The following is a 13,413-nucleotide window of genomic DNA, read 5'->3' as shown; positions in this document are numbered from 1 at the left end:
CCTGGTCGGTTTAATCGAGACACGTTTACCTAGCTCTTCGCCAGTCACGGCGCTGTTACCACGTCAAATGCCACCAGATATCGGCCATTTAAAAATTAATGAATCTGGATTAGGTAATACTGAGACAATAATCAGTTAAGCGAGTCATGTAGCTGTAACAATGACATGCTAAGGGGCACATATAGCAAGCAGTGATAGAGGCAAGTGATATAGCAGGATCAACTATTGCTCATTTAAAAGGTTTCTCGATAATATGACCATTGTTAACAGCCCAATTAATTTTCCGGTAGGGCTGACTGAAAATTATCTTTTGAATGCCAAGTTGCTATGTCCAATTCCTGACCAGGCGTTCAAAGTTACTAATAAGATGCTCTACCTGACTGTCCCGTATATGTTTGGTGGGAATCATGCCATTCTTGCTCATTAAGAGTAAGTGTATAACGGTCATCATGCCCCTATCTCCGTGAATAAATCAGCATCTCAAATGCGTTTGGTCTTCTGGTTCATTATTAGCATCTGTATTGTCCAAATACGCTAATAAATCCTCTACTGCATCAATACTACGGTAAAAATCTACTTCTTCTGGACAGGTTTTGAACCATTTACTTGTGTCGAACTTTTACATGCAGTCATTTGAAAAACGAATGATGTTATACAAATAACCCTAATCTAAGATTTCATAATGTATTATCCTCCTAATAAGCGCTTCTTCCTACTTAATAAACAAATGGACTATAAATTGAATTTAGCGCTCGATAATTACAACAAATACAACACTGAATCTAATTCGGATAATCATTAAAACAGGTTTAAAGGATTGCTTTTCACCTTCTGGACATTCCAATACCATGCCTCTCTCATACTTTTTAAAAAGATGCATTTGTTGGTGTAATCTCATTAACACACAACATTTATCTCCCCTTTTGGTTCCGAATTTTTAAAACAAATAAAAAAGGACACACCTATTGCATATGTATTCTTAGTTGTGTTCTTTTGCAAAATAGTTTTAGAATTATTTTGTTACTTTCATCATATCCTAATTCGTAATAATTTTATTACCCATCCTCTTCCGTATTAACACCATGAATAACAACATCATACTCAAACTGATTGGATGAATTGACACGATAATTCTTAAAATATGCAGTCAAAGTTCTATAACCACTCCATGCTTCTTCAGTAAGATATTTTAATCCATTATCTACTACTTTATTCATCACTTTCCAGTCTTCATGTTCTCCTTTAGAAACTCCACCTATATAACTCCCACACAATGTAAATGTATTGAAGAATTGGGAACGATACTTTTTTATAACTATACTTGTAAGATCAAATTCCTCTTGAATCATTTTAGCAACCTCTGACATTAATTTCGGATAATGTTGTAACAGATAGTCGCCTGATACTCTCGGGTTAGGGTATTGTTCTTGGTTACTTTTTAGCATTTGTACGTATGCTTGATAACCCTGATTAAATATTTCGTCCTTTCCTAATGATTCAATATAAGCATCATAGCCTACTACATCATTTGTACGAATTAAACTGTATATTTTATTAAATATATCAACATGGTTATTATACATATGAGATTGCATTGCAAAACAGTAATTATATAAATTTCGCATCCCATATCTCGCGTGTAATACTTGTAATGCTGAATAGCTATCCCCCTGATTGGAAGAAAGACCTTCGATAACACTTCTTCTTGGTAGAATATTATTCATACGCGTTGCTCCCGCAAGAAATTCTGCATTACCCTCTTCAAACCATGTAAGGCGCTCATTATTGTATATATCACTATCTCCCCATAAACCAGGTACTACATATCTTCCCTGTAAATAGTGGGTAAATTCATGTCGAACTAAGTCTTCTAAGCTGTAAATACTTTCTTTTGATGTACGATCATATGTAAAAAGTGTACCAATTTTTTCAATGTAAATCCCACCATTGTTTGTATCATACACATATAGTAGACGATTCAATTGATATTCATTAGGATTGTTATAAATAACATTCACCAGAATTTCACTATTACCCTCATTTTCAATTGGCTCATCACTTACTATTATACGATGAAATTGTGCCTTTACTTCTTTTATTGCCCAGTATAATCGTTTAACCGTTTCTTCAGTTATTTCATTTCCTGTTCTAAAAACAATGGAATTATTATCAAACATATATGTTTTAGGTAAATAATATCCCTTTCCTTCTTCAACAATCTTTTCATGTTCAATTACATTACCATCCGCATCTATCCCTCCATAGACAAATGAAATTCTGTCCACAGCCCACAAGTATTGTTCACTTAAATAAGGATATATCACCAAAACGTTTGTTAATACTCGATTCCCTTTATTTGGTGTACTATGAAATTTACCCAGGTTAGCTATATGATAAATACCATTATTAATAATCCAAGAATTTTTTTGTGTAACGTTTCCTAGTAAAGCAAAATTAATAACTACATTAATAAATTCATCAATCTTTCCATACCATATTGTATCCTCAGGTTTACTACCTGTTTGTAATAAATAAGTTTCTAAATCATAATTAACACCTGATAAAAGAGCATACACAGCAGCTCCTATTTCAGAATTTTCAATGAATTTATCTAAATTATCATAGTACTCTTTTAGAATAGGATAGACCAAATTAACTACCTCAACATCACAAGATGCATTATTAATCAAGAGACCATATTCTTGTATAATTGTACTTTGTACTTTTGTTCCCCATGTAAAATTGGGGTTGGCAGCAATTGCTTTCAAAGCGGGTAAACACTTGTCATGAAAAGATCTTTGATTTAATTGACTAAATTCCACATAATAAAACGCTAAATAAAAACCAGCACGAATAACTTCCACCAGTGTTTCAATTCCCATTGCATCATCTTTAGTATATAATTTCCCTCTTGTATATAAAGCATTTATTAGTTCTTCTATACGCCCTAAATCATTATAAAATGTTACCGCTGCATCATTAAACTGAAATAAATCTGTGATTTGCTCCCATTCAATAGTTACCAATAAATTTACTAACTGTTCATTGTTCAATTTAATTAAATCTGCCATAGAATATTTTTCTTCTATCAACTGAGGGCGCTCTAAAGTCAAGGGTTTTTGATATATGTTATAATAATTCGATCTTATCTTAGGTGAAGGATGTATATCTATTTTTGATTTTGTTTCTAATAACACCCCAGAAGAAAACATTCCAATCGGCTCTTTTAGATATTTTTCATGATTAAAATCTGTACTGTTCAAATTCATTTGATTTGAATATTTTTCCAAACATATTACCCCCAATGTATAATCTAGCGTACTCCCTAAATTATAAGAATTATATCCTTAATATGTTTAACAAATGTAATTGCTTTATACTAAAAAATAATATATTAAACATTTCTTATTTGCTTAGAACTTTAGGCTTTGTTCAGAATGCACTTCCTGTTCGAATCCAGTGATAAAAACTATCTTGTGTGCAAGTTATTGAAGAGTATATGAGGATAAATATTGCCATAGCTATTCAGTGAACAATTAGAAGAAACCCACATATTTTGACAAAAGATAAATCATAATGTGTGAGTTTTAAATTTGAATCCCTTAAGTTTTTATAATAAATAAATCATTTTATGTGGTCTACTTAAATATACCTGGCTGTTAGTTTGACTATATTCCTTCATAATCAGTATATTAATTTTACTTATTAAAAGAAATATTTTGTCCAATTGTCTAACAGAACAAGATAAAAAGCCTAACTCATATTAGTAATTTTTCCTGTTTCTGTTGATAAATATAAAAACACAGCCCAACACACTTAATGAAAGTAAAAAATATAACAAAAGATCCAGTAAAAATTCTGAAGGAACAATATCTATCAATTGAAAAATAATAATGGAAATAACCCCTAAATATACGAGGCTGTACAACACATTTGTACATGGACAGATGACAATAAGAATTTATTTTATTCTAATTTTGTGGTGTATCCCCTGGTTATATTTATCCCTAATAGATAATCCAGATACTGCCTTGCTTTAGCAGAATAAGCTAGTCCATCATATTTAGACGCGCTTTCTAATCGGTTGAGAGGCTTCTAGTTCTGCAGCTTCAAAGGAGGATTTATATACGCAAGATTGCTTTTTATTCACACCGGCATATTCGTACACTTCCCTATAAATTAGCTCTCCATCGCTGTCCGTGTCACATATGTTCACCACATGGTCAACATCAGACCGTTATTAGTATATATGGCTTTTGATTACCAGGAAACAACCTATTATACTCATCGATATGATCAACTTCGTATTCTTCCATAATCTTTCTTCGTTCTTTTATCTCCTTCCAAACTTTTTGAATCATAATATCCATTTCAACTTCTTCCATACAAACCTGTTTTACATGTTGCACTCTTCGTAAGAAATGAAATTCAGAGTTCTTTAAATCGCCCAAATACAAATGTAATTTATCTGGAGACATATAATGTATGAGCGTAGATAAAACGACACGCACCATACTACTCTTACCACTTCCCGTTTCCCCTGCAATTAAAAGATGAGGTGTATTCGCACCTGCCATATCATATACAACCAGGTTTCCCGATTGATCGCGGCCTACTACTATAGGAAGACAATATTTTTTTAATAATGGCTCCCACATTTTATAACTATAATTATATGGCTGCATTCCTGTATTTGTATGAAATACATTCAATACAAACCTTTTAATATTACCTTCAATCTCAGTATTTGCCCCAAATACTTGTTGAAAACAAAACCACTTTTTCTTAATCATCGCTGGGTCTAATCCATTTGGAATCGTAAATACATACCGTGTCTTTTCATTTGAACAAATAACATCATGGATTTGAGGATATATAATAAGTTTTCCCCCTCTTGTTTGATGCTCAATATATAAACCACTCTTATTAAATACCTCTATAAGCCGATTCCTTAGACTTCGTTTATATATCCAGTCTTTTATAATCCCCATATAGTCCTCCTAAAACATTATTATTGTTCTAATGAACAAATAACCAATTAAACAAATCCCACTTATACGGGTTCCATGAAAAATTACATCACTGACAAATTTAGCTTCCGTTATATAATCTTTCCGTACCAGGTACTTCTCCAATAAAACTGTACCAATCAATACACTACCTATTGCACCAACTGCAATATAGGTGCCCATCATTTGATCTGACATATGGAAAAAAGCCAATGGACTTATAGAATTGTATTTTTTTGCTTGTTGTTTACTATTCTTATACGATTCATCTACAAAAGAGCAAAATGGAATTACTTGTTTTCTCGTAAGCATAAACCCGTCCCCTTTACTATTTATCACATTCTACACAAAACTCTGAACAATACTTCTTTCCTTCCCATTTCCAAAATAACCACTCTGATAAAAGACATTTACAATACTCACAAGTTTCTTCAATCCTCATCCTACTGCTCATACCTTATCCCCCTTTATAAACAAATTTCAAACTACTGATTACAAATGGATTTATGAACAAAAAACCTTGATAGGGTAACTTTAATAAGTACCTTTATAAATACTTTGATAGTTACTTTGGTACATCATATTGCGTACAGCTTGTACATTTTCTTACTTTTTTTCTTAGTTTTAAAATTTTTTCCTAAGTTTAAAAAAATGAGAAATAGGCCAAGATGTTGATGAGGTGATACAAGTGTACGGGCTAGGAAAAAAACGCACTAAATTTGGCCGTTTTCTTGATCGAAATGGAATAGCACAAATCGAACTAGAAAGAACATCTAAGTTAAGTACAGGTACTATTTCTAAACTTTGTAATGACAAAAGATATAAACCTAAGTTTTCAACGATAACTCAAATAATCAAAGGGCTAAAAAAGCTAGGCAAAAACGTAGATGAATATGATTTTTGGATGTAAATATGAAAAGTTTCAACTTGTTTTACATCTGCGAATCTTTAGGGAATAACGGATTTAAACCATTAAGAAAGTTACATTATTAAAAGAGATTTATAAGGCCACTAAATTCAAATAATTAAAGGAGGGTTCTTATGGGGAATATTACGATTAATATAGACAACGATGATGTCCAACGTCTAGATATTCCTATCGGCACTGGTACATTAACAATTGTTTTAGGAAATATCGGAATTGATATTTTTTCGGCGGGAGCTGACCCTGTTACAATAACTCTCAATCAGAAATTAAACAATATCATTGGGGTACCTACAGTTATTGGATCAGCTAATTTCACCACTGAATTTCTTATTCCTCCCAACATTAATCAACTGGGTAAATTTCAGTTGATAGAACCGTTTATAAGTAAGTGTGTCCCAACAAAAACAGATGATGAGTATATATGTGAAATTGAAAAACCTTTTCAATCCAATGTTTATCTGAAAAATCCCTTTTTTAATTGGATACCAACATCTTTCAAAACTGAATGGGAACGAAGTACCGAAACGTTAAAATGCATAATAGGCATATATAGGGTAGATGATTCTGTCGAGCCGCAGGGTCAAGCTTCATTTCTTCAGTACCAAATATACATTCATCACAATAATTAATCATAAGCTGAAAATATAAATGAGATAAAAAGATGATTATTTTCCCCTTCGTTTTTGAGATACTTTTCTCTATAAATCATTGAAAAACCTAATATATTGTTATAAAATATTTTAGTCATATACTCCAGTATTTCATTGATATGCTCAAAAATAAAAGTTCTCGAAAATCAGCCCCTTGGAGCGCACGCCAAGGGGCTGAAACATTATGGAGTCCCGCCAACATAACGCGAATTTCGTACGCTAAGGACTTTTGCATTTAAAAAACTTGATTTTTCTGTACGTTAAGAAGGTTCCATTATTATTTGAGGACATAATTACATAAATTTTCTACTTGGTGTAAATAATAAAAAATGAATAAATTTCAAGAGAGGTGTATTAAATAGAATGAAGGATATAGAAAAAGCTTCTTTAGCAAATAAAGCCATACCAAGTGTAAGACCGGAAGGGACTTTAGCATCTCTCTCTTTCCCATTTGAAGATTGGGACATAGTATGGGCAGATGACGAGAGTGTAGTTTTAGTTACATTGAAAAATCCAATACTTACTATCATTAAAGGGGATCGAAGGGATAGAATGACGTTTTCATATACGGTTTCATTAGGAAGATATCATACTATTTTTGCAGATCGTAATCATGATCCAGGACCATTGCTTCAGTTTGAATTCAAAAATACTCATGGAGGTTCTTTATGGACTAGTGTGAACATACATGAACTAGATATTAGATGTACTGATGATAGAAAGGAAAAAAGTCATGCTGAAGAAATCACTGGACAAATATATGATGATGTTGATCCAATCAAAGGTGGAGGTGTACAGGCTACAAGCGGGGCCTTCTATCCTTGTCCATAAATCCTCTAATTTCAGAAAAACACCCAAATTAAAAAGTCGGTTCCTTAGCGTACGAAATTCGCGTTTTGTTGGTGCTATCCCATTATATAAATAAGTAACAAATCAATTACTACTAGAAGAAGTGAAAAAAGACGAATCCTGAGATTCATCGTTTTTTATTAGGTTATACAAGATCAACCTCTATTTTCACATAAATCAATTAGCATTTCCTTTTCTTCTTCTGTGATAATGGCTGGATTTAACGTTTTATCTTTAATTGCCTCCAGTTCACCTATACCTTTTTTCTCTTTTGCTGCGAAGTATTTCGAATCTGCTCTCAAAGATGTAATTTTACCTATCATTTTTCGATCTAGCACAAGTGGAATTGTTAAAATTTTAGAAAATGTTCTGCTTCCAATAACGATTACCGCATCCTCTGAAGCACTGCAACCTAATCCCTTAATTTCTTGATCATGTTCATCCTTAAATAACATTTTTTCTACATAAAAATACGAAGTAATATATCTTTTATTATCAATTCGGGTATTAAAAAAGATATAAGAACCTGGTGTTATGTTATTTCTAATCACTTCACCATTTTTTTTACTGTTTCCGTACACCAATTTTGTGAAATTCGGATCTACGTGTCCAGACTCTGCTTTTTCGGAACTATACGTAATTAACATGTGCTTTGGTTCATTCATCGTTGTTTCCCCTTTTCGTATTTATATTATTACTAATAATGTGTACAATTCTATCACAATAAGTGGGAATTTATCCCTACATGGGTTTCTATGCCCCCCGAAAAAGGGGGATAAGACAGAAAATACCAATTATAAATTTATCAACGTAACAAAAAGGTAGAAGATTTATATTGTGACAAATTACTTTTGAGACAGTATTTAGTTACATCTAAATTCAATACAATCTCGTTTAGAATTTAAAAAGAAATATTGTACCAAAAACGAACACATTTATGTTACAGAATCAATTAGTAATCCTTCAGATAGACTAAGAAAGCTCGTTGTTATCATACATATGGTTGTTTTACCAGCACCAAATGATCCAGGTAATCCAAAACGGTACCATCACAAATTCGGAATAATTTGTATCAATCTCCCTTTCCGGGAGATGGGCAAAGAAACCCTAAATCGAAGTAACCAAGAGTACGTAAACACAAATCGCCTGCTTCTACGGTTTCAAGACAGATGGTACCATATGTTTTATCATTATTCTTTCCTAGTCCAAGCTGCACGTTAAGGAATTGACCACTAAGTAAATCATATTCTAATTAAATTTTCACGCCTGCCTTATTACTACTCCATCTGAACCTTGATAGTCAGTAGCGAATTAATCAGGTAGTTGAAACACTGTTGCATCTAGAATACGGATACGATTGAAAGTAGAGATTATATGTGCAGAAAGTGAGTGATTTGAACAGAGCTTTTGTGTGAAAAGAGAAGTAAAGACTTCTCGAAGAAATGTGACAGCTGCTGGATTAAAGCTTTGATTCAGTCCTTCCGGACTCATGAGAGTGTAGCTGTATTTACATAAAGCTGACTACATAATCGAGTAAGAGAATCGCTTGCTACGTGTTGACTAATCCAGCTGCATAAGTAAAAAAATGAAACCCGTTAGGGTTTATTTCGTATGCTTATTTTTAAAGAAAACACATATTTTAAAAATTTCTTTATTTATTTAAATGTAAGTTTATCTTATTTTTGAGCTTAAGTTGATGGGTATATATGGTGAACCCTAGTATAAAATTTTTTCCTTATCAAAAGATATAGTTATTGATTATTACACTCAAAAATAAAGGAGGAATTGCAATGTCCACCCCTAACAATAACAAAGATATCCGCCTGATTCCTAGCGACGCTGTTATCAACCCTCTTCGTTCAAATAATCTGGCTCTCACGCCAGGAGGTTACCGACATCCATCATTGATACACAGACTAGAAAAGGGACAAGAAATAAATTGGGATGGCAACGAAGCTCGAAAACTTGACCTAAGAACAGATACAGACATTGAGCTACCACTTAGTCCGCCTACTCTCCAAGATTCTGAACTTGTGAGTGGTTGGATTACCTCTTCATCGTTCACTAATAGAATAGGCAAACCGTATAACTTTTTCTCAACTGTCTGGACTGTGCCGCCGGCTCCCACCACACAGTCTGGACAGACCATCTTCCTATTCAACGGGTTGATGGACGCACAATATAGCTATATTCTACAGCCTGTCTTACAATGGGGTCCTTCAGCTGCAGGAGGTGGTAATTTCTGGTCAGTTGCATCTTGGTTTGTAGAAAGTAATGGAAACGCTCGTTATACAAAACCAGTAGCTGTGAATGAGGGGGATACTTTAGACGGAAGAATGTTACTAACAAGGCAATTAGACGGCTCCTTTAGTTATAAATGCCATTTCCATGGAATTGAAAATACCGAACTGTCCATTAACAATATTTCAGAACTAGTTGTGGCAACCGAAACACTGGAATGTTATGAAATCCAGCAATGCTCAGATTATCCAAATACGGACTTTACTGCTATGACCAATATCAACATAAAAGTTTCCCTTGCTGAAAATGCATCAATTTCGGATGGAGATAACATTCCTCTGTCCTGGGAAGTAAATAACTTGATAATAGATTGCGGACAGCATACTATTATCGCAAGTAATGCTAATCCAGACGGAGAAGTGGATTTGTGGTATCGGTAGGCTAGAATTACAAAAGGTAGTTGATGTTTCCTATTAATTACATGCAATTTACAAAAAAGGAGTACTAAAAAATGAGTAATCCGCAACAGAAAGTCGTAGTGAAATTTCATGATAATATTGAAATACCTTATGAAGATGGAATTGAAAAATATATAAAACAAAAAATAGAAGCCACTGACATTGAGAGTAATCCTTCTTTTAATAATCTGTCATTTCAAGCGATTTAACGATAGAGTGTACACCAAACAAAAGATAATCGTCTTAAAATTGCAATCTCGGCAATCATTCTATAAATATTTGTACATATATTCGTCGTTACACGATATGTTTTCAATACTAAACACATTTCTATTCACTTCTTTCCTCCTGTAATGATGCGATAAGAAAAAAGTAACCCCTGGGATCAAGGGTTACTTTCTCATTTTCTCTTTACTTTTTAATATATCCTCTTTAAGTTTTGACGTATAATTATTGGAAAATCTGGCAAACTAATTTTGTTTATTAAATCATTTCAACAGAATGTCGGAGGGATCATATTGTTTTTCAACATAGAACATTTAAAAAATTTTAATCCTGATTTATTAGAAAGCGAGCAAAAAACAATTAAAACAAATGAAACTAACCCTGTTGAAATCAAAAGATCTTACAATTGGGCTGGATTCAAAATTCCTGATAATAAAAAGATATTTTTTATGGGACAAAATTTAACTCCTGATGCATTAGTTTTTTACTTCTATAATTCAGAGAACGTGGATATAGATATCACAATTTATAAATATTAACTAACGTAAAAAGCGCAAGAATAAACAATCAAATGTTTTTCTTGCGCTTTTTACGTTATTCTTATCCACATTACTTTTCAAGACAACAATCTACTATTTCCCCAATTGTAAATATACTTCGATTCCGGAAAGCGTCAGTGGTAATCACTTCTCTTGTATATTGATCAATTTTTATTACCGTTACCATTTCATGGTGAATATATCCCTGCCGATAATAGCTTATATGTATTTCTTCTTCCCTACATAAAGATTGGTTTAAAATTCGCCCTATTTCTTCTAATTGTTGTTGATCCAGGAGTGGTTTTGGATTTTGTTTTGTTCCTGGATAATCTCACGAATCCCCTGAAACTGCTCCGGTAAACTGGCAAACGGCAACTGTTGTTCCATCACCCATTCAATTGCTTTTATATGCTTATAGTTTTGTCGAAATGGATTTTGAAAAGAGGATTTCTTTCTAAAAATACCCTGTTTCCACCTTGCCGCTTTCTCACTTCCATAGATCCATCCTTCATAGTTCTTTGTCTCTACAACAAATACACCTGTTTCAGCGATAACAATATGGTCAATTTGCGTTGTATCACCGAACTCCGTATAAACCGTCACATTATGTAACACAAAGTAACTTTTTGGATCTAATTTACTTAGTATACGTTTTACCAGTTTCTCTCCAGCTTTTCCTTTCCATTTTGGTACATGTTTTTTCACAACAATATTCAACGGAATCAGAACCGCAATGAGAATTAATTCAAATATCAATACGTTCATAATAGAAGCCCCCTTTTTACATCTTTGCGTTTCTGCGCATTAAACGATATACATGCGTTTCTAATCCTAAAATAAAATATGAGATACATAAGCCTTTAATCACCATCTCTACGAATCCTAATGCTAATGAAACAAGGAGCCCACCTCGAAACTGAAAAGGTCTAGTCACTCTTCGATTCACTGGTTTTTCAATGACGCCAAAGTTGGCCCAGGTAGGCAAACGTTTTTCCACATTTTTCACGGTACCTATTAATCCGTATTTTAACGATAGAATGAAACATCCGATTAATAAATAAACAAAAGAAGAAAAATAGATAGATAGGCCTATTACGATGCATGTCAGTAACCAACCTATTAATATAGAATTTCGCAAAGCAATATATTCTCGATTTCTATTCAATACAAACAGTCCTTTCAAAATTAATAAGGTTATTTTTATTTGGTAAATATTTACATTCGTTTATAAGCATGATATGATACGTCTATATTAATTTACGAACTAGCCTAAAAAGGATTGTGATAGACATGTTAAAACTTGTAGTAGATAATACTGTAACAGAACAAGAAACAGATTCAGCTTTTTCAAACTTTTTCACTTGCAAAGACTGTGTATATTATCTTTCAAAATCAGATTCTTGCAGTCTGCAATTAGCAGCTGATTCAAATAATCCCCTTGTCCCTTATGAGTGTGGTAACTTTGAGGAAACCTATGAAATCGGAACGGAAGATCCATTGAATTCACACATACATCAGCAACTTCGTGAAGAGAAAGCGCAAATACTAGCTGAAAGCTATCCAGCACAACCTTCTATTGATCCAATTCATAAAGACGCAATATGGTATGGATCTGTAAACTATGGTTGTTGGATTATAAATGATTCGAAGAAACGTTTTGCACTTGCAGAACAGGTACCTTTCGGTGATAATAATATGTCATCTAAAAAATACGCATCTCCTTTTCCTTTACATGACCATGGTGCAAAAGAAGGAATCTGGCACTATATGTGTTGGTACGTAAATGAAAAAGGAATTGGCGAATACCATCTTCTTATTGGTGGTGTCATCATGAAAATTGCAGAAGGAGTTAAGAAACTTGGATTCAATTACTAATCGTATCTACAAGAAAAGAATGTTAGAACATACCATACTATTTAGTTTGGTACAGCTGGTACCACTGATCGTATCTACCGGTATCATATATATATTGCTAGAACTTACTGATACAGAGTGGAAAACCTGGTTTAGTTATGAAGGAATCTTTGTAATTATTTTTCTTATAACAAGGTTCCAGGTGTTTCCGAATAAGAAAAGTATTATCTCTTTAAATCAACACGAAAAATGGTTTTCAAAGTTAAATATCTTCTTGGTCTCTATATTTCTAGTATTATTTGCATCCATACCAACTCTATTAAAAATTGCTTTCATTCTACAAATGACTGTTATTCTATTTCTACTAGAGTACCTTTGTTTGTATATTGATCGTTTACCGATACATAATTTATATAGAGTAAAAGAGATCATTTGTGATAAAAAACAACTCAAAATTGAACGAATTATTCCAAACAATGAGGAACACGGTACTCATACAATTAAAACAAGGGATGAGCAATACTTTTTATATACCGCTGTGTATTTGAGCGGCATACTATCGCCAATTTCAGAAGAAGTATTTGAAGAATATGAAAGAAAGAACTTAATGGGTAGATAAAAGGTACTGAATGTAGATTCAGTACCTTTCCTATCTTTATA

General features: G+C 33.0%; 13 protein-coding genes and 5 pseudogenes. 8 read left to right on the top strand and 10 right to left on the bottom strand.

Annotation, left to right across the window (positions count from 1 at the left end):
* Nucleotides 1-745 precede the first annotated feature (745 nt).
* The 5 genes and pseudogenes from DN404_RS00270 to DN404_RS00250 all read right to left on the bottom strand — a co-directional run bounded on the left by DN404_RS00270 (nt 746) and on the right by DN404_RS00250 (nt 5,321).
* Nucleotides 746-904, bottom strand: coding sequence for a hypothetical protein (locus DN404_RS00270; RefSeq protein WP_255444825.1), 159 nt, complete (start codon nt 902-904; stop codon nt 746-748).
* A 151-nt stretch (nt 905-1,055) separates the two neighbouring features.
* Nucleotides 1,056-3,290, bottom strand: a complete 2,235-nt coding sequence (locus DN404_RS00265; protein WP_149214520.1) for a collagenase — start codon at nt 3,288-3,290, stop codon at nt 1,056-1,058.
* 679 nt (nt 3,291-3,969) lie between these two features.
* Nucleotides 3,970-4,237: pseudogene (locus DN404_RS30800) on the bottom strand (type IA DNA topoisomerase); the annotation flags it as partial.
* Nucleotides 4,233-4,991 (bottom strand): annotated as a pseudogene (locus DN404_RS00255) (FtsK/SpoIIIE domain-containing protein); the annotation flags it as partial. The pseudogenes DN404_RS00255 and DN404_RS30800, both read right to left, overlap by 5 nt.
* Nucleotides 4,992-5,000: 9 nt before the next feature.
* Complete coding sequence (locus tag DN404_RS00250; protein ID WP_149214519.1) at nt 5,001-5,321, bottom strand: hypothetical protein; 321 nt, start codon at nt 5,319-5,321, stop codon at nt 5,001-5,003.
* 376 nt (nt 5,322-5,697) lie between these two features.
* Here DN404_RS00250 and DN404_RS00245 point away from each other — a divergent pair, with 376 nt between their 5' ends.
* The 3 genes from DN404_RS00245 to DN404_RS00235 all read left to right on the top strand — a co-directional run bounded on the left by DN404_RS00245 (nt 5,698) and on the right by DN404_RS00235 (nt 7,418).
* A complete protein-coding gene (locus DN404_RS00245; RefSeq protein ID WP_088294478.1) occupies nt 5,698-5,919 on the top strand; it encodes a transcriptional regulator in 222 nt (73 codons plus the stop codon).
* 131 nt (nt 5,920-6,050) lie between these two features.
* A complete protein-coding gene (locus tag DN404_RS00240; protein ID WP_149214518.1) occupies nt 6,051-6,566 on the top strand; it encodes a hypothetical protein in 516 nt (171 codons plus the stop codon).
* A 384-nt stretch (nt 6,567-6,950) separates the two neighbouring features.
* A complete protein-coding gene (locus tag DN404_RS00235; RefSeq protein ID WP_149214517.1) occupies nt 6,951-7,418 on the top strand; it encodes a hypothetical protein in 468 nt (155 codons plus the stop codon).
* A gap of 173 nt (nt 7,419-7,591) precedes the next feature.
* Here DN404_RS00235 and DN404_RS00230 read toward each other — a convergent pair whose 3' ends face one another.
* Together DN404_RS00230 and DN404_RS00225 are read right to left on the bottom strand one after the other, a co-directional pair.
* Entirely contained in the window at nt 7,592-8,101 is a 510-nt protein-coding gene (locus tag DN404_RS00230) for a hypothetical protein (protein ID WP_149214516.1), read from the bottom strand.
* A 434-nt stretch (nt 8,102-8,535) separates the two neighbouring features.
* Nucleotides 8,536-9,013 (bottom strand): annotated as a pseudogene (locus DN404_RS00225) (IS4 family transposase); the annotation flags it as partial.
* A gap of 213 nt (nt 9,014-9,226) precedes the next feature.
* On the opposite strand from DN404_RS00225, the gene DN404_RS00220 reads away from it, so the two are divergent.
* The 3 genes from DN404_RS00220 (at nt 9,227) to DN404_RS00215 (ending at nt 10,899) form a co-directional block, all read left to right on the top strand.
* Nucleotides 9,227-10,117 carry a hypothetical protein gene (locus DN404_RS00220; RefSeq protein ID WP_149214515.1) on the top strand — a complete coding sequence of 297 codons (891 nt, stop codon included), beginning with the start codon at nt 9,227-9,229 and terminating at the stop codon, nt 10,115-10,117.
* Between the two features lie 71 nt (nt 10,118-10,188).
* A complete protein-coding gene (locus DN404_RS30360; protein WP_179951838.1) occupies nt 10,189-10,344 on the top strand; it encodes a hypothetical protein in 156 nt (51 codons plus the stop codon).
* Between the two features lie 309 nt (nt 10,345-10,653).
* A complete protein-coding gene (locus DN404_RS00215) occupies nt 10,654-10,899 on the top strand; it encodes a hypothetical protein (protein ID WP_149214514.1) in 246 nt (81 codons plus the stop codon).
* Between the two features lie 70 nt (nt 10,900-10,969).
* On the opposite strand, the pseudogene DN404_RS30355 reads toward DN404_RS00215, so the two are convergent.
* The 3 genes and pseudogenes from DN404_RS30355 to DN404_RS00205 form a co-directional block, all read right to left on the bottom strand.
* Nucleotides 10,970-11,274 (bottom strand): annotated as a pseudogene (locus tag DN404_RS30355) (YolD-like family protein).
* A pseudogene (locus DN404_RS00210) lies at nt 11,257-11,664 on the bottom strand (nuclease-related domain-containing protein); the annotation flags it as partial. The pseudogenes DN404_RS30355 and DN404_RS00210, both read right to left, overlap by 18 nt.
* A 16-nt stretch (nt 11,665-11,680) precedes the next feature.
* Nucleotides 11,681-12,064, bottom strand: a complete 384-nt coding sequence (locus DN404_RS00205) for a hypothetical protein (RefSeq protein ID WP_149214513.1) — start codon at nt 12,062-12,064, stop codon at nt 11,681-11,683.
* Between the two features lie 125 nt (nt 12,065-12,189).
* On the opposite strand from DN404_RS00205, the gene DN404_RS00200 reads away from it, so the two are divergent.
* Together DN404_RS00200 and DN404_RS00195 are read left to right on the top strand one after the other, a co-directional pair.
* Entirely contained in the window at nt 12,190-12,774 is a 585-nt protein-coding gene (locus DN404_RS00200; RefSeq protein ID WP_149214512.1) for a hypothetical protein, read from the top strand.
* Nucleotides 12,775-12,793: 19 nt separating this feature from the next.
* Nucleotides 12,794-13,372, top strand: coding sequence for a hypothetical protein (locus tag DN404_RS00195; protein WP_080450259.1), 579 nt, complete (start codon nt 12,794-12,796; stop codon nt 13,370-13,372).
* The last annotated feature ends 41 nt before the right edge of the window (nt 13,373-13,413 follow it).

The sequence above is a fragment of the Bacillus sp. TE8-1 genome (assembly GCF_008368855.1).
Taxonomy (GTDB): domain Bacteria; phylum Bacillota; class Bacilli; order Bacillales; family Bacillaceae_G; genus Bacillus_A; species Bacillus_A cereus.
Note: the sequence above shows the minus strand (reverse complement) of the source record. Positions and strands in the feature narration are given on the sequence as shown.

Bases quoted from the DNA above. Each gene is read 5' to 3' on its own strand.
- DN404_RS00250 (WP_149214519.1), bottom strand. From the start codon at position 5,321: ATGCTTACGAGAAAACAAGTAATTCCATTTTGCTCTTTTGTAGATGAA.
- DN404_RS00240 (WP_149214518.1), top strand. From the start codon at position 6,051: ATGGGGAATATTACGATTAATATAGACAACGATGATGTCCAACGTCTA.
- DN404_RS00235 (WP_149214517.1), top strand. From the start codon at position 6,951: ATGAAGGATATAGAAAAAGCTTCTTTAGCAAATAAAGCCATACCAAGT.
- DN404_RS00230 (WP_149214516.1), bottom strand. From the start codon at position 8,101: ATGAATGAACCAAAGCACATGTTAATTACGTATAGTTCCGAAAAAGCA.
- DN404_RS00220 (WP_149214515.1), top strand. From the start codon at position 9,227: ATGTCCACCCCTAACAATAACAAAGATATCCGCCTGATTCCTAGCGAC.
- DN404_RS30360 (WP_179951838.1), top strand. From the start codon at position 10,189: ATGAGTAATCCGCAACAGAAAGTCGTAGTGAAATTTCATGATAATATT.
- DN404_RS00200 (WP_149214512.1), top strand. From the start codon at position 12,190: ATGTTAAAACTTGTAGTAGATAATACTGTAACAGAACAAGAAACAGAT.
- DN404_RS00195 (WP_080450259.1), top strand. From the start codon at position 12,794: ATGTTAGAACATACCATACTATTTAGTTTGGTACAGCTGGTACCACTG.